At 65.2% G+C, this 22,968-nt stretch carries 19 protein-coding genes and 1 pseudogene; 9 read left to right on the top strand and 11 right to left on the bottom strand.

The features are described from left to right. Positions 1-204: 204 nt before the first annotated feature. The 3 genes and pseudogenes from QIY50_21910 to QIY50_21900 form a co-directional block, all read right to left on the bottom strand. Positions 205-1,700, bottom strand: a pseudogene (locus QIY50_21910) (aldehyde dehydrogenase). Positions 1,701-1,848: 148 nt separating this feature from the next. Beyond that, the gene (locus tag QIY50_21905) at positions 1,849-3,231 is read right to left on the bottom strand and encodes an aspartate aminotransferase family protein (protein WGV19936.1); all 1,383 of its coding nucleotides are present in this window, start codon (positions 3,229-3,231) and stop codon (positions 1,849-1,851) included. A gap of 41 nt (positions 3,232-3,272) precedes the next feature. Further along, positions 3,273-4,115 (bottom strand): helix-turn-helix transcriptional regulator, encoded by an 843-nt coding sequence (locus QIY50_21900; GenBank protein WGV19935.1) that lies wholly within the window; start codon positions 4,113-4,115, stop codon positions 3,273-3,275. Positions 4,116-4,396: 281 nt separating this feature from the next. Here QIY50_21900 and QIY50_21895 point away from each other — a divergent pair, with 281 nt between their 5' ends. From QIY50_21895 to QIY50_21885, 3 genes are all read left to right on the top strand, one after another. Continuing rightward, the gene (locus QIY50_21895; GenBank protein ID WGV19934.1) at positions 4,397-5,776 is read left to right on the top strand and encodes an APC family permease; all 1,380 of its coding nucleotides are present in this window, start codon (positions 4,397-4,399) and stop codon (positions 5,774-5,776) included. A gap of 287 nt (positions 5,777-6,063) precedes the next feature. Continuing rightward, positions 6,064-7,644, top strand: coding sequence for an aldehyde dehydrogenase (NADP(+)) (locus tag QIY50_21890; protein WGV19933.1), 1,581 nt, complete (start codon positions 6,064-6,066; stop codon positions 7,642-7,644). Between the two features lie 224 nt (positions 7,645-7,868). Beyond that, entirely contained in the window at positions 7,869-9,242 is a 1,374-nt protein-coding gene (locus QIY50_21885; protein WGV19932.1) for an 8-oxoguanine deaminase, read from the top strand. Between the two features lie 4 nt (positions 9,243-9,246). On the opposite strand, the gene QIY50_21880 is transcribed toward QIY50_21885, so the two are convergent. Together QIY50_21880 and QIY50_21875 are read right to left on the bottom strand one after the other, a co-directional pair. Continuing rightward, positions 9,247-10,353 (bottom strand): alkene reductase, encoded by a 1,107-nt coding sequence (locus QIY50_21880; GenBank protein ID WGV19931.1) that lies wholly within the window; start codon positions 10,351-10,353, stop codon positions 9,247-9,249. A gap of 31 nt (positions 10,354-10,384) precedes the next feature. Continuing rightward, positions 10,385-11,578 carry an MFS transporter gene (locus tag QIY50_21875; GenBank protein WGV19930.1) on the bottom strand — a complete coding sequence of 398 codons (1,194 nt, stop codon included), beginning with the start codon at positions 11,576-11,578 and terminating at the stop codon, positions 10,385-10,387. Between the two features lie 354 nt (positions 11,579-11,932). Here QIY50_21875 and QIY50_21870 point away from each other — a divergent pair, with 354 nt between their 5' ends. The 4 genes from QIY50_21870 to QIY50_21855 all read left to right on the top strand — a co-directional run bounded on the left by QIY50_21870 (position 11,933) and on the right by QIY50_21855 (position 15,593). Further along, complete coding sequence (locus tag QIY50_21870) at positions 11,933-12,856, top strand: LysR substrate-binding domain-containing protein (GenBank protein ID WGV19929.1); 924 nt, start codon at positions 11,933-11,935, stop codon at positions 12,854-12,856. Between the two features lie 86 nt (positions 12,857-12,942). After that, on the top strand, positions 12,943-13,740 hold the full coding sequence (locus QIY50_21865) for an SDR family oxidoreductase (GenBank protein WGV19928.1): 798 nt from the start codon (positions 12,943-12,945) through the stop codon (positions 13,738-13,740). 216 nt (positions 13,741-13,956) lie between these two features. After that, on the top strand, positions 13,957-14,943 hold the full coding sequence (locus QIY50_21860) for a zinc-binding dehydrogenase (GenBank protein ID WGV19927.1): 987 nt from the start codon (positions 13,957-13,959) through the stop codon (positions 14,941-14,943). A gap of 107 nt (positions 14,944-15,050) precedes the next feature. Further along, positions 15,051-15,593, top strand: a complete 543-nt coding sequence (locus QIY50_21855; GenBank protein WGV19926.1) for a WYL domain-containing protein — start codon at positions 15,051-15,053, stop codon at positions 15,591-15,593. 323 nt (positions 15,594-15,916) lie between these two features. On the opposite strand, the gene QIY50_21850 is transcribed toward QIY50_21855, so the two are convergent. Genes QIY50_21850 through QIY50_21840 form a run of 3 tightly spaced genes read right to left on the bottom strand, consistent with a single transcriptional unit; the run spans position 15,917 to position 18,225 of the window. Next, a complete protein-coding gene (locus QIY50_21850) occupies positions 15,917-16,693 on the bottom strand; it encodes an SDR family oxidoreductase (GenBank protein WGV19925.1) in 777 nt (258 codons plus the stop codon). 33 nt (positions 16,694-16,726) lie between these two features. Then, positions 16,727-17,041 carry an NIPSNAP family protein gene (locus QIY50_21845; GenBank protein WGV19924.1) on the bottom strand — a complete coding sequence of 105 codons (315 nt, stop codon included), beginning with the start codon at positions 17,039-17,041 and terminating at the stop codon, positions 16,727-16,729. Positions 17,042-17,061: 20 nt separating this feature from the next. After that, the gene (locus QIY50_21840) at positions 17,062-18,225 is read right to left on the bottom strand and encodes an iron-containing alcohol dehydrogenase (protein WGV19923.1); all 1,164 of its coding nucleotides are present in this window, start codon (positions 18,223-18,225) and stop codon (positions 17,062-17,064) included. Positions 18,226-18,491: 266 nt separating this feature from the next. Here QIY50_21840 and QIY50_21835 point away from each other — a divergent pair, with 266 nt between their 5' ends. Continuing rightward, on the top strand, positions 18,492-19,796 hold the full coding sequence (locus QIY50_21835) for an MFS transporter (protein ID WGV19922.1): 1,305 nt from the start codon (positions 18,492-18,494) through the stop codon (positions 19,794-19,796). A gap of 112 nt (positions 19,797-19,908) precedes the next feature. Here the strand turns inward: QIY50_21835 and QIY50_21830 are convergent, their stop codons facing one another. From QIY50_21830 to QIY50_21820, 3 genes are all read right to left on the bottom strand, one after another. Continuing rightward, positions 19,909-20,838, bottom strand: coding sequence for a LysR family transcriptional regulator (locus QIY50_21830; protein ID WGV19921.1), 930 nt, complete (start codon positions 20,836-20,838; stop codon positions 19,909-19,911). A gap of 163 nt (positions 20,839-21,001) precedes the next feature. Further along, complete coding sequence (locus QIY50_21825) at positions 21,002-21,724, bottom strand: hypothetical protein (GenBank protein ID WGV19920.1); 723 nt, start codon at positions 21,722-21,724, stop codon at positions 21,002-21,004. Between the two features lie 79 nt (positions 21,725-21,803). Then, complete coding sequence (locus QIY50_21820) at positions 21,804-22,106, bottom strand: DUF3077 domain-containing protein (protein ID WGV19919.1); 303 nt, start codon at positions 22,104-22,106, stop codon at positions 21,804-21,806. Between the two features lie 197 nt (positions 22,107-22,303). Here QIY50_21820 and QIY50_21815 point away from each other — a divergent pair, with 197 nt between their 5' ends. Beyond that, a complete protein-coding gene (locus QIY50_21815; protein WGV19918.1) occupies positions 22,304-22,927 on the top strand; it encodes a glutathione S-transferase in 624 nt (207 codons plus the stop codon). Positions 22,928-22,968: the final 41 nt, after the last annotated feature.

Below are 22,968 nucleotides of genomic sequence, written 5' to 3'. Positions count from 1 at the left end.
ATGGCAGCAGTGTAGAGCGGACCCGAGCTTTCTGCCGGGTTGGCAACGAAAATTAACGCAACGCCATGAATGATCCGGGCACCGCGTCGCCTGCTTCGCGGGCTTGCCCGCTCCCACAGCGACCGTGCAGCACCTGAGCCTGTGCAGTACCTGTGGGAGCGGCTTTAGCCGCGAAGAATCCAACGCGGTGCAAGACCGGATGTATCAGGCGCGCAACTGGTACCAGGTGGTCTTGAGCTGCGAATACTTGTCGAACGAATGCAGCGACAGGTCGCGGCCAAACCCGGACTGCCTGCCGCCGCCGAACGGCACTGTCACATCCAGCGCATCGACCGTGTTCACCGACACGGTGCCGGCCTTCAGCGCCCGCGCTACCCGGTGCGCCTGGTTGAAGTCATCGCTCCACACCGACGCCGCCAGGCCGTAGATGCTGTCGTTGGCCAGGCGCACCGCCTGCTCTTCACTGTCGAAGGTACTGACCGCCAGCACCGGCCCGAACACCTCCTCCCGCGCCAGGCTCATATGGCCATCGACCCCGGCAAAAATGGTCGGCTCGATGTAATTGTCCGAACCGTCGATTGTCAGGCGCCGACCGCCGCACAGCAACCGCGCCCCCTCCTGCCCGGCGCGGGCAATGGCAGCTTCGATCCGGCCCGTCTGCCCGGCATCGACAATCGCACCGGCACGGCTCGCCGGGTCCAGCGGGTTGCCTGGCAGCCATTGGCGGGCCTTGGCCTGCAGGCGCTCGATGAACTCGTCATGGATGGAGCGCTGCACGTAAAGCCGCGAGTTGGCCGAGCACACCTCGCCCTGGTTGAAGAAGATGCCGAATGCCGCCTTTTCCGCAGCCAGGTCCAGGTCCTGGCAGTTTTCGAACACCAGATTGGGGCTCTTGCCGCCGCACTCCAGCCACACCTGCTTGAGGTTGGACTGTGCCGAGTACTGCATGAAGTACTTGCCCACCTGAGTGGAGCCAGTGAACACCAGGCAATCCACGTCCGGGTGCAGGCCCAACGCCTGCCCGGCCTGCTCGCGCCCAGGCCCGGCACCACGTTCAGCACACCTTCGGGCACACCGGCCTGCAGCGCCAGCTGGGCCAGGCGCAGGGCCGAGAACGGTGATTGCTCGGCAGGCTTGAGCACCACGCTGTTGCCGGCAGCCAGTGCCGGGGCAAGCTTCCAGGCGGCCATGTCGAGGGGGAAGTTCCATGGCACCACGGCGGCTACCACGCCCAGGGCTTCGCGGGTGATGGTTGCCAGCGCGTTGGGCGCGGTGGGTGCCACCTGGTCGTACAGCTTGTCCAGCGCCTCGCCGTACCAGGCGAACACCTGCGCCGAGCCCGGCACGTCGATGTTGTAGGCGTCCATGACCGGCTTGCCCATGTTCAGCGAATCCAGCAGGGCCAGTTCTTCGCGATGGGCCAGGATCAGCTCGGCCAGGCGTAGCAGCACTTTCTTGCGCTCGCCCGGGGCCATGCGCGGCCACGGGCCTTGCTCGAACGCCCGGCGGGCGCTGGCGACGGCCAGGTCTACCTCGGCCTGGCCGCAGGCGGTGACCTGCGCCAGTACCTTGTTGGTGGCGGGGTTGATGGCGGCGAAGGTGGCGCCGTCCTGTGCGTTGACGGCTTTGCCGTCGATCAGTGCAGTGGCCGGGAAGTAAAGGTCCGAGGCGCGATGTTGCCAGAATTCGAGGGTGTACATTTGTACTCCTGGTACTGTTGGAGCAGTGTTGACAGGGGGCTACGCGGTTCCTGTGGGAGCGGGTGTGCCCGCGAATCAGGCGCTGCGGTGGATGGCACCGGCTTCGCCGGTGTCCGCGGGCTTGCCCGCTCCCACAGGGGTCAGCGGTTCAGAGCTTGCCGACCAGGCGCGCCGTGCGGTCCACGGCTACCCGGGTCTTCTCCACCAGCTCGTCCAGTTCGCTGTGGTTGGCGACCAGTGCCGGCGCCATGATCATCCGGCCCAGGGTCGAACGAATGATCACCCCTTCCTCGAAACCGAAGGTGCGGCACTGCCAGGCCAGGTCATTCTCGTTGGCGAAGCGCTTGCGCGTCGGCTTGTGCTCGGCAAACTGCAGCGCCGCCACCAACCCGGCGCCCTGCACCTGGCCGATCAACGGGTGATCGGCAAACACCTCGCGCAGGATGCGCTGCAAGTACGGCCCGGTATCGTCCTTCACCTGGCGCACGATGCCTTCGTCCCGCAACGCCTTCAGGTTGGCAATGGCCACCGCCGCTGCCACCGGGTGGCCGGAATAGGTCAGGCCGTGGGCGAACACCCCGCCCCGCTCCACCAGTGCCTCGGCAATGCGCTTGCTCAGCACCAGCCCGCCCATGGGCACATAACCGCTGGTCAGGCCCTTGGCGATCGACAGGGTGTCGGGCTCGAAGCCGAAGTATTCGTGGGCGAACCATTCGCCGGTGCGGCCAAAGCCGCCGATCACTTCATCGGCGCACAGCAGCACGTCGTACTGGCGGCAGATGCGCTGGATCTCGGGCCAGTAGCTTTCTGGCGGGAAGATCATGCCGCCCGCCCCCTGGAACGGCTCGGCGATAAAGCCGGCGACGTTCTCGGCGCCCAGTTCGAGGATTTTTTCCTCCAGCTGCAGGGCGCAGCGGCGGCCGAATTCGACCGGGGTCAGGTCGCCGCCCTCGGCGTACCAGTATGGCTCGTCGATATGCGCCACATCCGGGATCAGCCCGCCCATTTCGTGCATGAACTTCATGCCACCCAGCGCCGTGGCGGCCAGGGTCGAGCCGTGGTAACCGTTCCAGCGGCCGATCATGATCTTCTTGTTCGGCTGGCCGACCACCTGCCAGTAACGGCGCACGGTACGGATCAGCACCTCGTTGGCCTCGGAGCCGGAGTTGGTGTAGATCGCGTGGCTGTAGTGCCCCGGCAGCAGGCTGAACAGCAACTCGGACAGTTCGATCACCGCCGGGTGGGTGGTGTGGAAGAACATGTTGTAGTAGGCCAGCTGATCCATCTGCGCGGCGGCGGCGACGGTCAGGTCGCGGCGGCCGTAGCCGAGCTGGGTGCACCACAGGCCGGACATGCCGTCCAGGTAGCGCTTGCCCTCGCTGTCCCACAGGTGCAGGCGTTCGCCACCGACGATCACCCGCGGCCCTTCGGCATTCAGCGCCTTCTGGTCGAGGAAGGCATGGATGTGGTGCGCGGCATCGGCTGCCTGGTAGTCGCGGGTCTGGCGTTGCGGGGCGAAAGGCGCATTCATTGTTGGTTTTCCTTTGCGGTGGGTTGCAGGGTGGCTTGCGCTCAGCGCAGCTTGCCCATGTAGCTTTCCAGCGGGTCCTTGCCCAGCACGCCCTGGGCATTGGCCAGCGCGTCGATGAACAGGGAGAACAGCTCGGACTGGGTACCGATGTCGAGCTTGGCGTAGACGTTCTTGCGGTGTGACTTGATGGTGTCCTCCGACACCCCCAGGCGCTCGGCCAGCGACTTGGTCGAATGGCCACGCAGGATCAGCTGGGCGATACGGCATTCACGCTCGGTCAGCAGCGAGCTGCCGAAGTTGTTCAGGGCCGCGTGGATGCGCTGCTCGAGGATGTTCTCGAAGCGCCCGGCGCGGCTGTCCAGCCCGGCGAAGTGCTTGCCGAGCAGCGCCAGCACCCAGGGCGTGATACGCCCGAACAGCGCACGGGTTTGCCCATCGAGCTTGTCGGTGAACGCCAGCGATACCGCCAGGCTCTGCCCGGGTGCGACCTGCAGGATGTAGTTGAGCTCATCCTCCAGGTGCGAGTGCCGGTAGAACGACTGGTAGTACTCGCTGACCTCGAACTGGTCGGGCGCCACTTCGAACAGGCCGTAGCAACCGGACTCGACCTGCTCCACACAAGCCCCGTAGAACGGGTCGAGCAGATAGAAGCCGGACAGGTAGCGGCTGACATTGCCCTCGGGCTGCCAGGGCGCCTTGTCATCCTGCTCGAACAGTGCGCAGGGCATGCCGTGGTGCGGGTACAGGTACACCGTGGTCGCCTGGATCGGCCGGATCACCCCAAGCGCAGCAAACAGGGTGGCGGCAAAGCCCGGCTGGCCGATCGCCTCGGTGACCTTGGCCTGGTGCTCGAACCACTGTTGCGAAAGCAATTGATCAGTCACTGTGGGCCTGCCGTCTCAAGTGAAGGCACCGCTGCCAGTGCGGTGCGTTGATGGCCAGATACTCCCATGGCACTGCAAACACCGAAATCACCCTTTGGGGTGAGCAGGTACAACCGCCTGCCGGCTCACCCCAAAGGGTGATTCCGGGTACCGGCGGGGTGTGGGAGCATCAACCCGCCCCAGCGCTGCGAGCCACCCGCTCGACCTCCTTGCACAACACCCACCGGTATCGAGCCCGCTCGCATACCGCGGCGTGCTGCATCCCTTTTCAGGAGTTAGCAATGCATACAACAACAAGTACAGCCCATAGCCCTGCACATAGCCCGTCGCAACCCACCGCCAGCAACGGCCGTTTCCGCAAATCCATGGGGCTGCCCGCCCTGGTGCTCTTCGGCCTGGCCTACATGGTCCCGCTTGCAGTATTCACCACCTACGGGCTGGTCACCCAGATGACCAAGGGGCACCTGCCCACCGCCTACCTGCTGACCCTCGCCGCCATGCTGCTGACCGCCTACAGTTACGGCCGCATGGTCCAGGCCCACCCTTACTCCGGCTCGGTCTACACCTACACCCGCAAGGCCTTCGGCAGCCACATCGGCTTCATCGCCGGCTGGACCTTGCTGCTCGACTACATCTTCCTGCCGCTGCTCAGCTACCTGCTGATAGGCATCTACATGTCCGAATACTTCCCGGCCATCCACGCCTGGGTGTGGGTGGTGGGCTCCATTGCCCTGGTCACCTTCCTCAACCTGATCGGCATCGAGTCGATCACCCGGGTCAACTGGGTCCTGGTGGTGATGCAACTGGTGTTCATCATCGTGTTCGTCGCCCTGTCCATCCACAACCTCAGCGGGCAGGCGCAGCCGGTGTCGCTGCTGGCGCCCTTCCACCACGAAGGCTTCAGCGTGCCGTTGATCATGACCGGCGCCGCCGTGCTGTGCCTGTCGTTCCTGGGCTTCGATGCGGTCTCGACCATGGCCGAGGAAACCAGCAACCCCACCTACCGCATTCCCGTGGCGATTCTCGCCGTATCGCTGATTGGCGGCCTGTTGTTCCTGGTAGTGTCGTATTGCGCGCAGATGGTGTTCCCTGACTGGGGCAGCTTCGCCGACCCGGACTCGGCGTCGGTGGACGTGATGCGCCGGGTCGGCGGCGAGCTGCTGGTCACCGCCTTCACCGCCACCTACGTGGCCGGCTGCTTCGCCTCGGCGATGGTGTCCCAGGCCAGCGTGTCGCGGGTGCTGTTCGCCATGGGCCGCGACGGTGCATTGCCCCGTGCGTTCGGCCAGCTGGTGACGAAAAAGCGCGTACCGGCCACGGCCATCCTGCTGGTCAGCCTGCTATCGCTGATTGCCTTGGTGATTACGCTCGACACGGTGGCCAACATGATCAGCTTTGGCGCACTGTTCGCCTTCTCGGCGGTGAACCTGGCCGTGGTCAAGCACTACCTTGTCGACCACAAGCTGCGAGGTGGTCGTAACTACCTGCTGTATGGTGCCATTCCCGGCCTTGGCTTCCTCAGCACGCTGTGGCTGTGGAGCAGCCTGACCAGCCTGTCGTTCACCATCGGTCTGTGCTGGATGGGCATGGGCCTTGTGGTGCTGCTGGGGCTTACCCGGGCGTTCCGGGTAAAGCTGCCGGAGTTGCAGATGGCCGAGTGACACAAACAGCGCCCCCACAACCGCCTTACTCAGACTGGAAGCCTGCGCGGTCGTTGTGGGAGCGGGCGTGCCCGCGAACACCGGCAAAGCCGGTGCCATACACCGTGTCGGGCGCTTCGCGGGCGCGCCCGCTCCCACGGGCATGGCATACGCTCGAACATCGTTCCTCAATAGCAGGCCATGCGATAACAGAACGTTATCACCTGATCCGCATTAATCATTATTCAGCACCCATTTCGCCCCCTACAGTCCCAGCACAACGACTGTCATTGCCAACGGGAAACGAAATGTCCATCGAACATCGCCTGAACCACATCGCCGGCCAGCTCAGCGGCAACGGTGACGTGCTGCTGAACAGCGTCGACGCCCACACCGGCGAGCCACTGCCCTACGCCTTCCACCAGGCGACCGGCGACGAAGTCGATGCCGCCGTACTGGCCGCCGAGGCCGCCTACCCGGCCTACCGCAGCACCCGCCCGGCCCAGCGCGCCGCCTTCCTCGACGCCATCGCCAGCGAACTCGACGCCCTGGGCGATGACTTCGTCCAGCAGGTGATGCGCGAAACCGCGCTGCCCGAGGCACGCATCCGCGGTGAGCGCGCCCGCACCAGCAACCAGCTACGCCTGTTCGCCGAGGTGGTGCGCCGTGGCGACTTCCTCGGTGCGCGCATCGACCGTGCCCTGCCCGAGCGCACCCCGCTGCCACGCCCGGACCTGCGCCAATACCGCATCGGCGTCGGCCCGGTGGCCGTATTCGGTGCCAGCAACTTCCCGCTGGCCTTCTCCACCGCCGGCGGTGACACCGCCTCGGCGCTGGCCGCCGGCTGCCCGGTGGTGTTCAAGGCCCACAGCGGGCACATGCTGACCGCCGCCCACGTGGCCGCGGCGATTGACCGCGCGGTGGCCGCCAGCGACATGCCGGCAGGCGTGTTCAACATGATCTACGGCGCCGGCGTGGGCGAGGCTCTGGTCAAGCACCCGGCGATCCAGGCGGTCGGCTTCACCGGTTCGCTGCGTGGTGGCCGCGCCCTGTGCGACATGGCGGCTGCGCGCCCGCAGCCGATTCCGGTGTTCGCCGAAATGAGCAGCATCAACCCGGTCATCGTCCTGCCCCTGGCCCTGCAGGCCCGTGGTGAGCAGGTAGCCGGCGAACTGGCTGCATCGGTAGTGCTGGGTTGCGGGCAGTTCTGCACCAACCCGGGCCTGGTGGTGGGCATCAAGTCGCCGCAGTTCGAACGCTTTGTGCACACGCTGGTGGCGCGCATGGCCGACCAGGCGCCGCAGACCATGCTCAACGCAGGTACCCTGCGCAGCTATCAGAACGGTGTACAGCACCTGCTGGCGCACCCGGGCATCAAGCACCTGGCCGGCCAGCCACAAACCGGCAAGCAGGCCCAGCCGCAGCTGTTCAAGGCAGACGTGAGCCTGCTGCTGAACAGCGACCCGCTGCTGCAGGAAGAAGTGTTCGGCCCAACCACCGTGGTGGTGGAAGTGGCCGATGCCCGGCAACTGGCCGAAGCGCTGCGCCACCTGCAAGGCCAGCTGACCGCCACCCTGATTGCCGAGCCGGACGACCTGCGTGCCTTTGCCACCCTGGTGCCGCTGCTGGAGCACAAGGCCGGGCGCCTGCTGCTGAACGGCTACCCGACCGGCGTCGAGGTAGCCGACGCGATGGTGCATGGCGGGCCATACCCGGCCACCTCCGATGCCCGTGGCACTTCGGTCGGGACCTTGGCCATCGACCGCTTCCTGCGCCCGGTGTGCTTCCAGAACTACCCGGATGCGCTGCTGCCGGAAGCACTGCAAAGTGCCAACCCGCTGGGGATTGCGCGGTTGGTGGATGGGGTTGCCAGCCGTGGGGCGGTTTGATCTGACATTGAGGTAGCCTGAACTGGCCTCTTCGCGGGCACGCCCGCTCCCACAGGTATTGCACAGGGTTCGAGAACTGTGCAGTACCTGTGGGAGCGGGCGTGCCCGCGAAGAGGCCGGTACAGGACAACCAACCCTGTATACAATTTGCAAATACCTTGCTTACAATGCCCTGCGCCTATGACATCGGTAATCGCCGATGCATATTGCGACAGGCTCAAGCCATGTCATCTACAAATGCTCCAAAAACGCTACTGGTCAAAAACGCCGAACTGCTGGTTACCATGGACGGCGAACGCCGCGAGATCAAGCACGGCGGAATGTTCATCGAAGGCAACCTGATCCGCCAGGTCGGCCCCAGCGATACCCTGCCGCAGCACGCCGACGTAGTGCTGGACATGGCCGGCAAGGTGGTCATCCCAGGCCTGGTCAACACCCACCACCATATGTACCAGAGCCTCACCCGCGTGGTGCCGGCGGCCCAGGACGGCGAGCTGTTCAACTGGTTGACCAACCTGTACCCGATCTGGGCGCGCCTGACCCCCGAGATGATCGCGGTGTCGACCCAGACCGCCATGGCCGAACTGATCCTGTCCGGCTGCACTACCTCCAGCGACCACTTGTACATCTACCCCAACGGCTGCAAGCTCGACGACAGCATCCATGCCGCCGACGAGATCGGCATGCGCTTCCATGCCGCACGCGGCAGCATGAGCGTGGGCCGCAGCCAGGGCGGCCTGCCGCCTGATTCGGTGGTGGAAAAGGAAGCCGACATCCTCAAGGAATCGCAGCGCCTGATCGAGGACTACCACGACGCCAGCCACGGCTCGATGCGCCGCATCGTGGTAGCGCCCTGCTCGCCGTTCTCGGTCAGCCGCGACCTGATGCGCGAAGCCGCCGTGCTGGCGCGCCAGTACGGGGTGTCGCTGCATACCCACCTGGCCGAGAACGTCAACGACATCGCCTACAGCCGCGAGAAGTTCGGCATGACCCCCGCCGAATATGCCGAGGACCTCGGCTGGGTTGGCCACGACGTGTGGCACGCCCACTGCGTGCAGCTCGACCAGCACGGTATCGAACTGTTCGCCCGCACCGGCACCGGTGTCGCCCACTGCCCCTGCTCGAACATGCGCCTGGCCTCGGGCATCGCCCCGGTGCGCAAGATGCGCGACCACGGGGTCCCGGTGGGCCTGGGGGTCGACGGTTCGGCATCCAACGATGGCGCCAGCATGATCGGTGAGGTGCGCCAGGCCCTGTTGCTGCAACGGGTAGGCTTCGGCCCCGACGCGATGACCGCACGCGAAGCGCTGGAAATTGCCACACTCGGCGGCGCCAAGGTGCTCAACCGCACTGACATCGGCGCCCTGGCCCCAGGCATGGTGGCCGACTTCGTGGCCTTCGACCTCGGCCACGTCGCCTATGCCGGTGGTCACCACGACCCGCTGGCAGCGCTGGTGTTCTGCACCCCGACCCAGGTGCACACCAGCGTCATCAATGGCCGTTTGGTGGTGAAGGACGGCCAGTTGGCCACGGTCGACCTGCCACGGGTACTGGAGCGCCACAACCAGTTGGCGCGTCAGTTGGTCAGCGGCGAATAAGCGGTCAGGCTGTTGCCAACGCCGGGTAGTCGGTCAGGCCACGGGCATCACCGCCAAACAGCGTGGCCCGTTCATGCTCGGCCAGTGGTGCATTCAGCTGCAGCCGTGCCGGCAGATCCGGGTTGGCCACGAATGGCCGGCCAAAGCCGATCAGGTCAGCCCAGCCCTCCTCCAGCGCACGTCGTGCACGTTCGCCGGTGTATTTGCCGGCATACACCATCACCCCGGGGAACACCGTCCGCAGTTGTTGCTTGAAGTCCACCGGCATGTCCGGCGCGTCATCCCAGTCGGCTTCGGCAATGTGCAGGTAGCCGATGCCGATTTCGCCCAGGTGCCGGGCCGCTGTGGTATAGGTAGTGACCGGGTCGGCATCGACACAGCCATTGAGCGTGGTCAGCGGCGCCAGGCGTACACCTACGCGCTGGGCGTCGCCGGTGCCATCGACCAGCGCACGGGTGACCTGGTCGAGAAAGCGCAGGCGGTTCTCCAGCGAACCGCCGTAGCGGTCGGTGCGGTCGTTGGCGCCGGAGTCGAGGAACTGGTTGACCAGGTAACCGTTGGCCGCGTGCAACTCGACACCGTCAAAACCGGCAGCCATGGCATTGCGCGCAGCCTGGCGGTACTGCTCGATGATCTCGGCAATTTCCGCTTCGCTCAATGCGCGCGGTGTGGAGGCCTGGACAAAGCCAGGCGTGCCATCGGCATTGTCGATGAACACATTCACGCCTTCGGCCTGCATCGCCGAGGACGACACCGGTGCCTGGCCACCGAGCAGGCTGCTGTGGCTGAGGCGGCCGACGTGCCAGAGCTGGGCAAAGATGCGCCCGCCCGCGGCATGCACAGCCTCGGTGACCAGGCGCCAGCCGTCGACCTGCGCCTGGGTGTGGATGCCCGGGGTGCGGGCGTAACCCTTGCCCAGTGGCGAGATCCAGGTGCCTTCACTGACGATCAGCCCGGCACTGGCGCGTTGTGCGTAGTACTCGGCCATCAGCGCAGTCGGTACATCGCCAGGCTGGGCAGCGCGGGAGCGGGTCATCGGCGGCATCAGCACGCGGTTGGGCAGGTTCAGGGCGCCGAGTTGCAAGGGTTGGAACAGCGGATCTTGAGTCATTGCGAGCATCTCCGTAAGTCGAATCAGGGGGTCAGGCGCGGCTGACGACAGGTTGTGGCTGGGCAGGTACGCGGCGATCGAGGCGGCCGCTGTACAGGGTCAGGGCCAAGGCAGCAAGGGTGACCAGCGCGGCGATCCACGGGGTATGGCCGAGGCCCAGCTGCTGCACCACCTGGGCACCGCCCCAGGAGCCACCGGCCACACCCAGGTTGAAGGCGGCGATGTTGAAACCGGCGGCCACGTCGACTGCATCGGGGGCGACCTTTTCAGCCTGCTGTACCACGTACACCTGCAGGCCCGGCACATTGCCGAAGGCTACTGCCCCCCAGGCCAGTACAGTGACGACCACCAGCACCGGATGCGGCGCGGTGAAGGTCAGCGCCAGCAGGACAACGGCCAGCAGCAGGAAGATGATCGACAGGGCCTTGACCGGGCCTTTGCGGTCGGCAAGGCGGCCGCCCCAGATGTTGCCCAGGGCAACCGAAACACCGTAGGCGAGCAGCACCAGGGCGACGCTGTTGGCGCCGAAGCCGGCGATGTCCTGCAGGATCGGGGCAAGGAAGGTGAAGGCGATCAGCGAGCCGCCGTAACCCACGGCAGTCATGGCATACACCAGCAGCAGGCGCGGTTGCAGCATCACCCGCAGTTGGCGCAGCAGCGGTGCCGGCTGGCTGTGCTGGATGCGCCTTGGCACGAACACCAGTGCGCCAAGCAGCGCCACCAGGCCGAAGGCGGCCACCACCAGGAAGGTCACGCGCCAGCCGAAGTGCTGGCCGATGAAGGTGCCCAGCGGGATACCGGTGACAAAGGCCACGGTCATGCCACTGAACATGGTGGCGATGGCGCTGGCGGCTTTTTCTTTCGGCACCAGGCTGGTGGCGATGATCGAGCCGACCGAGAAGAACACCCCGTGGGCCAGGCCGGTGAGGATACGCGCCATGATCAGCGATTCGTAGCTGGGCGCCTGCCAGGCCACCAGGTTACCGGCGGTGAACAGCGCCATCAGGCCGACCAGCAACAGCTTGCGCGGTACGCGGCCGGTCATGGCAGTGAGCAGGGGGGCGCCGATGGCGACGCTGAGGGCGTAAAGGCTGACCAGCAGGCCGGCCGAAGGCAGGGTCACGGCCAGGTCATTGGCGATGGTTGGAATGAGACCGACGATCACGAACTCCGTGGTGCCGATGGCGAAGGCCGCCAGGGTCAGGGCTAACAAGGCGAGAGGCATTTGAGAATCACCTGTGGAAGGTTGGAATGGGTGAATTCTCAGGGGACGCAGGGATGGGAAAAAGATGGGTGCGGGACAATGAGTTTTGATCTGGAAGCAAAGGTTGCGACCGGGCTGTTGCGAAAGGGTCAATCTGTTGTGTTGCCTGGACAGACGCATTCGCGGGCACGCCCGCTCCCACAGGTACTGCGCTGCACTTGAAAACAGCGCTGTGCCTGTGGGAGCGGGCGTGCCCGCGAATGGAGCCACCAGGTCGCTGTCGCCACGCTCAACCGACGAAGTGGCCGCCCTCAGGCTGGCAAGATCAAGACCGTCCAAGTCATAATTGTTAATAGTTAAGTCCCTGGAGGTCTCATGCAAGATCTACGTCAGTTGCGCTACTTCGTGGCCGTCGCCGAATGCGAGAACGTCGGCCGTGCCGCCGAGCAGCTGCACATTTCCCAATCGCCCCTCAGCCGGCAGATCGCCCAGCTGGAGGACAACCTTGGCCTGGCGCTGTTCGAACGGCGTAACCAGCGCCTGTACCTGACCAGGGACGGGCGCACCTTCCTGGCCGAAGCGCGTGGCCTGCTCAAGCATGCCGAGCGCCTGGAATCGCTGGGCAAGCGCCTGGGCCGTGGCGAAGAAGGCGGGCTTTGCATCGGTTATGTCAACCACGCCATCCATGCCGGCGTGCTGCCGGGCGCGGTGCGGGCCATTCGAGGCGAGCGCCCGAACATTCACATTGCGCTGTACAACATGACCCCCAACGAACAGTTCGAAGGCCTGCGTCAGCGCAGCCTGGACATTGCCCTGGTGTGCGAGCGGCCGCCAAAGGACGACCCCGACCTGCGTGGCCAGCCGGTGCTGGACGACCCATTGCTGCTCGCCATCCCGGCCGCGCACCCGCTGGCCGGCAAGGCCGGACTGACCCCCGCCGACCTGCACGAGCAGGACTGGATCATCACCGGGGGCCAGCCCGACCAGGTTCACAAGCGCGACAATTTCATCGCCCGCTGTGGCGATGCCGGCTTCACCCCGCGCCTGTCGCTGGAGGCTAACGACCCGCTGAGCGTGCTCGGCCTGGTGTCCGCCGGCCTGGGCCTGGCCATGGTGCAAAGCAGCCTGTCGGCCAGCGCCGGGCCGACCGTGGTGCTGCGCCAACTGGACTGGTTCCAGCCCAGCGAGCAGTTGTGGGCGGTATGGCACCAGGTCGACTTGCGACCGATCGTGGGCATTTTCCGCGAGCAAGTGCTGGCACTGGCCGAGCAGGAAGCGGATAAGTCCAGGAAGGTCTGAACTCAGTCGAATTGAGTCTTTTACAGTCTGAAAGCGGTTCTCTAGGATGGCTCCCATCGATGCAACTCACCCACAGGAGCCATTCCATGAACATCGACCTCGGCGGACGCACCGCCATCATCAGCGGCTCGACCGGCGGTATTGGTCTGGCTATCGCCCGCGGCCTGGCCCGCGCCAACGCCGACGTCGTCATTGCCGGGCGCAGCCAGCATTCGCTGGATGCCGCCCTGGCCGAACTGCGCGAGCAAGGTGGCCGTGGGCAGATCCACGGCGTGGTCGCCGACCTGGGCACCGCCGCCGGTGCCGCAACCCTGTTCGCCGCCCACCCACGGGCCGACATCCTGGTCAACAATCTGGGTATCTACGACGACGTCGACTTCTTCGAGGTGGCCGACAGCGAGTGGACGCGCTTCTACGATACCAACGTACTGAGCGGCGTGCGCCTGGCCCGTCACTATGCCCCGGGGATGGTCGAAAAAGGTTGGGGGCGGATCCTGTTCATCTCCTCGGAATCGGGCATTGCCATCCCTGCCGACATGATCAACTACGGCGTCACCAAGGCCGCCAACCTGGCGGTATCGCATGGCCTGGCCAAGCGCCTGGCCGGTACCGGGGTAACCGTGAACGCCGTGCTGCCCGGCCCGACCCTGACCGACGGCGTGGCCGCGCTGGTGGCTGATGCAGCCCAGGCGTCCGGGCGCAGCATTCGTGAAGAAGCCGACAATTTCGTGCGTACTGCACGGCCGAGCTCGATCATCCAGCGCGCCGCGGATGTCGACGAAGTCGCCCACCTGGCGGTGTACCTGGCCTCCCCTTACTCCTCCGCCACCACCGGCGCGGCCCTGCGGGTCGACGGCGGCGTGGTCGACAGCCTGGCTATCTGAGTTCAACCCCGGCTACCAGGCAAGCCAGCTCCCACCGGAATTGCAAAAGCTCCAGGCTGGTGCTGTACCTGTGGGAGCTGGCTTGCCGGCGATGGGCCGCACAGCGGCCCCGCTTTTTTGTCTTCCAGTCAAAACACCTTGCCCTCACCGCAGCTGTTTCCCCCGCCCCATCTCCGCTAGCCTGCCGCCCACACCCGTCTCGAAAGGACCCGCACCATGCCAACCGATCATCAAGCCTGGGCCTGGACCCCGAACGCCGGCCTCGACGGCCTGCAACTGCTGCGTAAACACCTGCCACAACCCGGCCCCGGTGAGGTGCTGGTGGCCAACCGCGCCATTGCCCTCAACCCGGTGGACTGGAAGATCTGCGAATGGGGCCACCCGGCTTGGCAGCAGGGCACGGTCCCGGGCGTGGATGGCGCCGGTGTGGTAGTCGCCGTTGGCGCAGGCGTCGACATGCCCTTGGGCAGCCGTGTTGCCTACCACCAATCGTTGGCGCGTGACGGCAGTTTTGCCGAGCACTGCCTGCTCGATGCAAGCCTGGTGATGCATATCCCCAGTGCGCTCGGCGACACCACCGCGGCCGCCGTGCCTTGCCCCGCTCTGACCGCCTGGCAGGCCCTGGCCAAAGTACCCGAGGGTGCCAGCCGCGACGTGCTGGTGATCGGCGCCGGTGGCGCGGTGGGCTTCTACCTCGCGCAACTGGCCGCGCAACGTGGCCTGCGCGTATGGGCCAGTGCCGGCCAACGCCACCACGCCACGCTCAAGGCCCTCGGTGTGAGCGGGGTGTTCGACTACCACGACGCCGACTGGCAGACCCAACTGCAGGGCGCCTTGGGCGAGCGCCCGCTGCATGCCCTGTTCGACACGGTCAGCGGCGCCCATGCAGGCAGCCTTGCCCACCTGCTCGGCTACAACGGCCACCTGGTGTGCATTCAGGACCGCCAGGAAACCGCGCCAACGCCTGCCTTCAGCACGGCGATCTCGCTGCATGAGGTGGCGCTCAACAGCATTCACGCCCACGGCCGATTGGCAGACCGCCAAGCCCTGCGCGTGGCCGGTGAACGACTGCTGCAGGCTGTCGCCGATGGCAGCCTGATCACGCCACAGCGCCGCGAGTTCGCCTTCTCGGCATTGCCACAGGCGCTGCGGCAGTTGAAAGAAGGCCAAGGCCCAGGCAAATGGGTGACACGCCTCGAATAACGGCTGTGCAGGAGAACTTGGATCCCATTCTGCGACACGGTATGCTGGGCAATAGCTAAACGCCACTATCCAGGCAGGCTTCGTACCTGCCTTCAAGGACGAGCCCTTTGCCCAGCCACCCTACCCGTCACACCATCGCCCGCCAGTGGCAGTTGCTCAGGCTGCTGCCGGGCCGTCATCCGGGGATGAGTTCCACCCAGTTGCAGGCTGCCCTGGCAACCACGGGCCATACCACCAGCAAACGCACCGTCGAACGCGACCTGGTCGAACTCGCGGCGCTGTTCCCGCTGCAGTGCAACAGCAAAGGCATGCCCTACGGCTGGTACTGGCAACCAGGCCTGAGCCTGGGCGAGGCGCAACAGCTGCAGCCCGATGCGCTCACACCTGCGCCACAGGTCGAGTTGCACGCCTGGGTCGACGATGCGCTGGCCCGGCGCCTGGAAGCGTCGCCACTGTCGGCAGACATGCAACTGACGCCGCAAGCGAACGGCGGCGCCAGGCTGCTGGCCACCGTCAACGACAACCGTGCGCTGATGGGCTGGCTGTTATCCCAGGCCGGTTCGATCCGTGTGCAGGCACCGCAGGCACTGCGCCAGGCCATGCTCGAACAGTTGCGCCAGAGCCTGGCGCTGCACGAGGAGGGTTGTTGAGTGACAAGCAAAAGTCATTGCCCCCCGGGGTAATGCCAGTCAGTTAAGGTTTCTAAAGGCTTCACTGGGGCTGCTTTGCAGCCCATCGCCGGCAAGCCAGCTCCCACAGGTACAGCGCAGGGCTCAAGAGTTGCACTATACCTGTGGGAGCTGGCTTGCCGGCGATGGGCCGCAAGGCGGCCCCAAATATCTTAACTGACAGGCATTTCCCCCCGGGGCTGCTTGTTCCCATAGAGGGGCCGGTATGACTGACAGATTTCTGTAAGTCATACCGGCCCCTTCGCAGCACAAGGCTGCTCTTACAAGGGGGAACGGTCGGGCCGTTAGAACGTACCGGGGAACGCGCCACCATCGATCAACAGGTTCTGCCCGGTGATGTACCCGGTATGCGCACTGCACAGGAACGCGCAGTAAGCACCGAATTCATCGGCACTGCCAAAGCGCGCCGCCGGGATGGCCTTGCGCCGCGCCTGGGCGGTGGCTTGCACATCGCCACCTGCCGCCTTCAGGGTTTTCTGCAGGCGCGCTGTGTCGAACGCCCCAGGCAGCAGGTTGTTCAGCGTCACGTTGCTGCCCGCCAGGCGCTGCTGACGGGCCAGGCCGGCAATGAAGCCGGTCAGGCCACTGCGTGCACCATTGGACAAGCCCAGAATGTCGATCGGCGCCTTCACCGCACCGGAGGTGATGTTCACCACCCGGCCGAACCCGCGTTCGGCCATGCCATCGACCACCGCCTTGATCAGCTCGATAGGGGTAAGCATGTTGGCGTCCAGCGCCTTCAGCCAGTCCTCACGCCCCCAGTCACGGAAATCACCCGGCGGCGGGCCACCGGCGTTGTTGACCAGGATATCCACCTGCGGGCAGGCTGCCAGCAGTGCCAGGCGCACCTCGGCGTCAGCGACATCACCGGCCACGCTGCGCACCTCGATACCCGGGCAGGCCGCACGCAACTCGGCGGCGGTTTGCTCCAGGGTGGCCTGGGTGCGGGCATTGATGACCAGGTTGACGCCTTCTCTGCCCAGGGCCTCGGCGCAGCCTTTGCCCAGGCCCTGGCTGGCCGCGCAGACGATGGCCCAGCGGCCGGTAATGCCTAGATCCATTGGGTTGCTCCTTGATGCAATGCAGTTACAGGGTCACTGGATTGGCGAAAACGCGGCCGGCATCAACAGCTTCGACTCCATCCGCACCAGCATCGGAAAGGCTACCGGGATGAAGCGCTCCAGCCAGTCCGCATCGCGGTAAAGGGCGGCACGGCGCTCGATGCGCTCGTCAAGGCTCTCGTAGGCCCAGATGTGCACCACCTGGTTCAGTTCGCCGATCTCGGTGTACCACCAGCCCACCAGCTTGGCGTAGCGTGAGATCACCGGCAAGCCTTCCTTTTCGAAGTGCTCCAGGTATTGCTTCATCTTGCCAATGTGCAGGGTATAGGTACGCATTTCATAGAACATGGTCGTGGTTCCGTTAAGGTTCAGAGGTTGCCGTGGTAGGCGTCGGTGATCAGGCGCTCGACATCACGCGCGGTGGTCAGGCGTGGGTTGACCAGCACGTTGCCGCTGCGCATCGAGTCGCTGACCATCTGCGGCAGAAACTCCAGGTCAACGCCCAGCTCACGGATGGTCGCGGGGATGCCGATGGCCTGGTTCAGGGCCACCACCGCCTCTACCGTGCACGCCGCAGCCTGCTCCACGCTGAGCCCGGTCACTTCGGCGCCCAAGGCAATGGCGATGTCGCGGAAGCGCTCCGGGCAGGCCGGCAGGTTGAACTTGATCACGTAAGGCAGCAGGGCGGCGTTGGCGATGCCATGGGGGATGTTGAACACCCCGCCGAACGTGTGGGAAATGGCATGCACGTTGCCCAGTCTGGATTGCGAGAACGCCACCCCGGCCAGGAACGAGCCCAGCAGCATCTGCTCGCGGGCGGCCATGTCGGTGCCGACGAAGTAGGTTTTTTTCAGGCTGCCGGCAATCATGCGAATGGCTTGCAGGGCCATGGCCTGGCTGATGGGGTTGGCCTGGCGCGACACATACGACTCGATGGCGTGGGTCAGCGCATCCATGCCAGTGGCAGCGGTGATGGCCGCAGGCAGTTTCAGGGTCAGTGCCGGGTCAAGGATTGCCAGCTGCGGGAACAGCCGCGGGCTGACGATCACCGTCTTGAACAGCGTGCGCTTGTTGGTGAACACGGTCGACGCCGTGCATTCGCTGCCGGTACCTGAGGTGGTCGGGATGGCGAAGATCGGCAGCGGCGGCTGGGTCAGTTTGTCGTAGCCCTCATAGTCGAGGATGTTGCCAGGGTTGGTGGCCATCGCCGCCACGCCCTTGGCGGTGTCGATGCTGCTGCCGCCACCCACGCCGATCACGGCGGTGCAGTTGCGCTGTTTCAGCAGCGCCACGGCAGCATCGAGCACGTCGGTGCCGGGGTTGGCTTCAACGGCGCAGAACAGCTGGTAGTCGATGCCCGCCTGCTCCAGCGAGGCAAAAAAGCCGGCCAGGATGCCAGCGTCGATCAGGCCTTGGTCTGTGACCACCAGCAGGGGGCCGTCCAGGTACGGTTTTAGCAGCGCACCGGCCTGGTCGGCCAGGCCCGCGCCGCATTTGGCAATGGTAGGAAAATGGAACTGGAACTGGTTCATGAGGGGTCCTCAGGCAACTGCGTTGTTCTTGTTGTGCCCGCCGTGACGCTGGCGGGCCGTGCCGGGGCAATCTAGAGCGCAGGCCGGGGCCGCCGATAATGAAAAGAGCTGATCCGCCAATAACCACTGCTTATCCCCTGACCGGGTAATAAGCAGCCGTTATTGGCGGATCAGCTCTTTTCATTACCCGCCCCGCCGGCTGCGCTCCAACAATCGGCCTGCGTAATTGCTACGCCTCCCGATAATCACAACAACGAGCTCCTGCGATGAAGACCTTCCCCTCCCAGGCCGACCTGGCGCTGCCCGCTGCGGCCCCGATGACCACGGTGCGCTGGCGCATCTTCCTGATCCTGTTGCTGCTGACCGCAATCAACTACATCGACCGCGCCTCGCTGTCGGTGGCGCTGCCGCTGATCGCCCCCGAATTCAACCTGACCCCGGCCATGGAAGGGCTGATGCTCAGTGCGTTCTTCTGGTCCTATGCCTTGATGCAGATTCCTGGCGGCCTGCTGCTGGACCGCTTCCACACCCGCGGCATCATTGGCGCGGCGACCGTGGCCTGGGGCCTGTTCCAGGCGCTGGGCGCGGCCTCGCACAACTGGCTGGTACTGCTGCTGACGCGAATCGGCCTGGGGGTGGCCGAGTCGCCGATCATGCCCGCCGGGGCCAAGCTCAATGGCGCCTGGCTGACGCCCAACGAGCGCGGCCGTGGCGCCGTGCTGGTAGATGGCGGCGCACCTCTGGGCAGCGCCCTGGGGGCGATCCTGATTTCCGGGTTGATCGCCTGGCTGGGCTCGTGGCGCCTGGCCTTCGTGGTGGCCGGGGTCGGCACCGTGCTGGCCGGCATTCTGGCGTGGAAGTACATCCGCAACCACCCCAGCGAACACCCGGGGGTGAACGAGGCCGAGCTGCGCCACATCACCGCAGGCAATGCCAGTGCCCATGCCGCGGCGGCCAAGGCCAACCTGCCGCTGCGCGAGCTGCTCAAGGACCGTTCGATCTTTGCCATGTTCGCCGGCTACAGCTGCATCCTGGCGGTGTTCTACGGCCTGCTGACCTGGATGCCGAGCTACCTGCACAAGGCCCATGGCCTGAACATCTCGGCCATGGGCGGAGCAACCTTCCTGATCTTCATGTGCGGGTTTGTCGGCGAGCTGATCGGCGGCTGGATCGGTGACCGCTGGCGGGCCAGCGGTGCCTCGCCGAACCTGGTGATGCGCACCCTGTTCAGCGGTTCGGCGCTGGTGGCGGCGCTGTGCATCCTGGCAGCAGCCTATGTGGGCGAAACCATCGCGGTGGTCAGCCTGCTGTGCGTGGCGATGTTCTTCATCCGTTGGTGCGGGATGTACTGGTGCCTGCCGGCGATCATTGGTGGGCCGTCGCGCACCGGCGTACTGGGTGGCACCATGAACTTCTGCGGCAACATGGCCGGGGTACTGGTGCCGATCGTGATCGGGCTGATCGTACAGTTCACCGGGGATTACTTCTTTGCGCTGATCTTCTTTGTGGTGGCGGCGGTGTTGATTGCGGTGTTCTCGAGCCTTATCGATTACCGCGAGCGGCAGTTCTGAGGTTTGGGATTGCAAGCCCCTGTGGGAGCGGGCGTGCCCGCGAAGCAGGCAACGCGGTGGATGGCACCGGCTGCGCCGGTGTTCGCGGGCACGCCCGCTCCCACAGGGGCCGCTACAGGTTTCGACCAGCCGTCAACTCCTCCACCAGCAAGCGCGCCGCCGGTGATAGCGGCGCGGCCACCCGGTGTACGATGCCGAACGGTTCGCTCAGCGCCCGCAGCTGCACGGCCAGCGACACCAGCAACCCGCGCTCCTCGGCAAAGGCCGCCACCGCGCTGGGGATCACCGCCACCAGCGTCGGGTCATCCTCCAGCAGCATGAAGGTGGCAAAGGTGGAGAAGGTTTCCAGCGGATAGCGTGGCACCTCCACCCCCGCCTCGCTCAACTCACGCTCCAGCGCCTGGCGCATGGGCATGTTGGCCGGGTACACAACCCAGCGGTACTGGCTCAGGTCGCCCACTGCCAGCGCCGTCGCCCCAGCCAGCGGGTGCTGCGGGTGCGCGACCACCGCCAGCGGCTCCTGGGCCAACTCGACAAAAGCGTAGTCCGCCGCATTACGGCCCAACCCCGGCCGGCAGATCGCCAGGTCCAGGCGCCCTTCATCGAGCTGGGCCAGCAGGTTGGCACTGGTGTTCTCGGCGATCTCCACCGCCAGTTGCGGCTGCTTGCTGCGCAGCCGCCCGAGGGCGCCGACCAAGGTCGGCATGGCACCCATGATGCTGCCCACCGCCAGCCGTCCACCCTGCCCCTGGACGATGCCCAGCACTTCTTCGCGCAAATGCCCAAGGTCGCTGTGGATCAAGCGCGCATAACGCACCACGCAACGCCCCACGTCATTGGCCACCAGGCCGCTGGGCAGGCGCTGGAATAACGGCACGCCCAGCACCTCCTCCACCTCACGCAAGGCCTTGGTGGCTCCGGGCTGGGAGATCGCCATGGCCTCCGCCGCCTTGTGCAAGGAGCCGCAGCGGTCCAGTTCGATCAGCAGGCGCAACTGACGCAGGCGCAGGCGGGAAAAAATCGAATCCAGGGTGGGAATCATCGGGCAGGCTCGGCATGGGTCTTGGAATGCCGAGCACTATAGAGGGTCGCAAACTCACGATTGTTGACTTGGGGGCAAATGACCTTTGCCTCAGAAACACCCATTTTGCATTTTCTGTAGGAGCAGCCTTGTGCTGCGAAGAGGCTCCCAAAAGTTGAAGCGTTCAGTGCGGCTTACGGCGCGACAGGCAGGCATACCCAAGGCCCAGCACGCTGGCCACCAACAAACCCAGCAGTACCATCAGCTCGCGGCTGTAGCGGGCCACCCAGGCCGGGAAACCGATGACCTCGCGGTACACCTGTATGTCGGCCTTACCGTCCGCGTGACTGATGCTGACCCCGCCCTGGCGGATCTGCGAATAGTCCGCATCGAAATACACCCATACCTTGCATGCGCCACCCGGCTCGATGGCGGCGATATCCGCTTGCATGGTTGCGGTTTCCAGGATGGTGTCATTGCCCGCGGCATCGCGCACCTGCACCAGGCCCTTGGCCGGCAGGCGGATTTTCACCTGACGCACTTGCGTATCACCGCTGTTGCGCAACTCGATGAGCAAACCCGTGCGGTGGTCGACCAGCCCGGCCTCGAAGGGCTTGGCGAACAGTTGGGCATAGGGTGCCTGGGCCATTTCGATCAGGCGCTCGACCTGATCGTGGCTCAGCGTGCCCTGACTGATGGTGTTGATATGCCCCTGCAACTGCTCGTACTTGAGCTGTTCGCTGGCCTTGCTGATGCGTTCGCTGAACTGGCTGGGATAGGTGAGGTAGGCATAGGTCAGCGATGCCTCCAGGCGCGGGTTGCTTCTGAACACCCCATAGACGACCAGCAGGACCATCAGGCCAAGCAGCACGGCTACCAGAAGCTTCCCCACCTTGTCCCAGCTCAATGCGACCTTCCTTCTGTGATGATACAGACGATTCAAACTGACCAAGGGTGCCAAGTTCGCGCCCCCCAGGCAAGCCTGACTAGGGCTGCTCCTCGCCTTCCCGCGCCTGGCGCAACTGCTGCAACTGGCCATCGATCAGCGCCTTGGCCATGCCTGCCAGGTAGCACGTGGCCTGCATCATCACCTTGCGGTCGCCAGGCCGGTCGATGGCCTTGCGGGTGAGCTCGGTAATGCAGCCCATGATATTCGATGCTTCCATCAGCGCCGTGCGCATGGGCAACTGCGCTTTCATCTGCACCAGTTCGGCACCGCCGTGACCAAAGCGGCCCGCTGCGCGCACGACATTGAGATTGCTGTTTTCTTTCGGAGTGTCTTTGTCCATGTCCATTCCTCGGGGTTACGAGCGTGCCGAGACTAGGGTGCTGCCTGCCCCACTACAATCACCTTGGGGTGGAAAGGCTAACTTTCGGAAATGGACTACAAAATCCCCACGAAAGGGACGCTCTGCCACTGACCAGGCGCTTGACCGGCAACCGCCAGTGGCGGACGATCAACCTCCCCCACACAAGGATGAACACCATGCTACGGATACTGGGCAGAGCCTCTTCCATCAACGTACGAAAAGTCCTGTGGGCGTGCGCCGAGTTCGAGGTCCCGTTCGAGCGCGAAGACTGGGGGTCGGGCTTCAGGCCCACGGACAGCGCCGAATTCCTTGCGTTGAACCCCAACGCCATGATCCCGGTGATTCAGGATGGCGATTTCACCCTGTGGGAATCCAACAGCATCATCCGCTACCTGGCCACGCGCTACGGCGCCACCGCGTTCTACCCGGGCGAGGCACAGGCACGGGCGAGGATCGACCAGTGGATCGACTGGCAGGCGTCGGACCTCAACCGCTCGTGGAGCTACCCGTTCATGTCGCTGGTCAGGCACTCGCCCGCCCACCAGGACGCACAAGCCCTGGCAGCCGGCTGCGCGGAGTGGTCGCGCTACATGCACATTCTTGACCGCCAGCTGGCAAACACCGGTGCCTACGTGGCCGGCGGCCAGTTCACCCTGGCCGACATCCCAATTGGCCTGTCGGTCAACCGCTGGTTCGAAACGCCGTTCGAGCACCCGCACCTGCCGGCCGTTCGCGATTATTACGAGCGGCTGAGCGAACGCCCGGCCTATCACCTGCATGGCCGTAACGGTACGCCGTGATGGGCAAAAGTGTGGGGCTGCCTTGCAGCCCCTGAAGTCTC

Source organism: Pseudomonas putida (assembly GCA_029953615.1).
GTDB lineage: Bacteria > Pseudomonadota > Gammaproteobacteria > Pseudomonadales > Pseudomonadaceae > Aquipseudomonas.
This window is presented reverse-complemented; position numbering and strand designations above follow the sequence as displayed.

Bases quoted from the DNA above. Each gene is read 5' to 3' on its own strand.
- QIY50_21905 (WGV19936.1), bottom strand. From the start codon at position 3,231: ATGAATGCGCCTTTCGCCCCGCAACGCCAGACCCGCGACTACCAGGCA.
- QIY50_21895 (WGV19934.1), top strand. From the start codon at position 4,397: ATGCATACAACAACAAGTACAGCCCATAGCCCTGCACATAGCCCGTCG.
- QIY50_21890 (WGV19933.1), top strand. From the start codon at position 6,064: ATGTCCATCGAACATCGCCTGAACCACATCGCCGGCCAGCTCAGCGGC.
- QIY50_21885 (WGV19932.1), top strand. From the start codon at position 7,869: ATGTCATCTACAAATGCTCCAAAAACGCTACTGGTCAAAAACGCCGAA.
- QIY50_21880 (WGV19931.1), bottom strand. From the start codon at position 10,353: ATGACTCAAGATCCGCTGTTCCAACCCTTGCAACTCGGCGCCCTGAAC.
- QIY50_21875 (WGV19930.1), bottom strand. From the start codon at position 11,578: ATGCCTCTCGCCTTGTTAGCCCTGACCCTGGCGGCCTTCGCCATCGGC.
- QIY50_21870 (WGV19929.1), top strand. From the start codon at position 11,933: ATGCAAGATCTACGTCAGTTGCGCTACTTCGTGGCCGTCGCCGAATGC.
- QIY50_21865 (WGV19928.1), top strand. From the start codon at position 12,943: ATGAACATCGACCTCGGCGGACGCACCGCCATCATCAGCGGCTCGACC.
- QIY50_21860 (WGV19927.1), top strand. From the start codon at position 13,957: ATGCCAACCGATCATCAAGCCTGGGCCTGGACCCCGAACGCCGGCCTC.
- QIY50_21850 (WGV19925.1), bottom strand. From the start codon at position 16,693: ATGGATCTAGGCATTACCGGCCGCTGGGCCATCGTCTGCGCGGCCAGC.
- QIY50_21845 (WGV19924.1), bottom strand. From the start codon at position 17,041: ATGTTCTATGAAATGCGTACCTATACCCTGCACATTGGCAAGATGAAG.
- QIY50_21840 (WGV19923.1), bottom strand. From the start codon at position 18,225: ATGAACCAGTTCCAGTTCCATTTTCCTACCATTGCCAAATGCGGCGCG.
- QIY50_21835 (WGV19922.1), top strand. From the start codon at position 18,492: ATGAAGACCTTCCCCTCCCAGGCCGACCTGGCGCTGCCCGCTGCGGCC.
- QIY50_21830 (WGV19921.1), bottom strand. From the start codon at position 20,838: ATGATTCCCACCCTGGATTCGATTTTTTCCCGCCTGCGCCTGCGTCAG.
- QIY50_21820 (WGV19919.1), bottom strand. From the start codon at position 22,106: ATGGACAAAGACACTCCGAAAGAAAACAGCAATCTCAATGTCGTGCGC.
- QIY50_21815 (WGV19918.1), top strand. From the start codon at position 22,304: ATGCTACGGATACTGGGCAGAGCCTCTTCCATCAACGTACGAAAAGTC.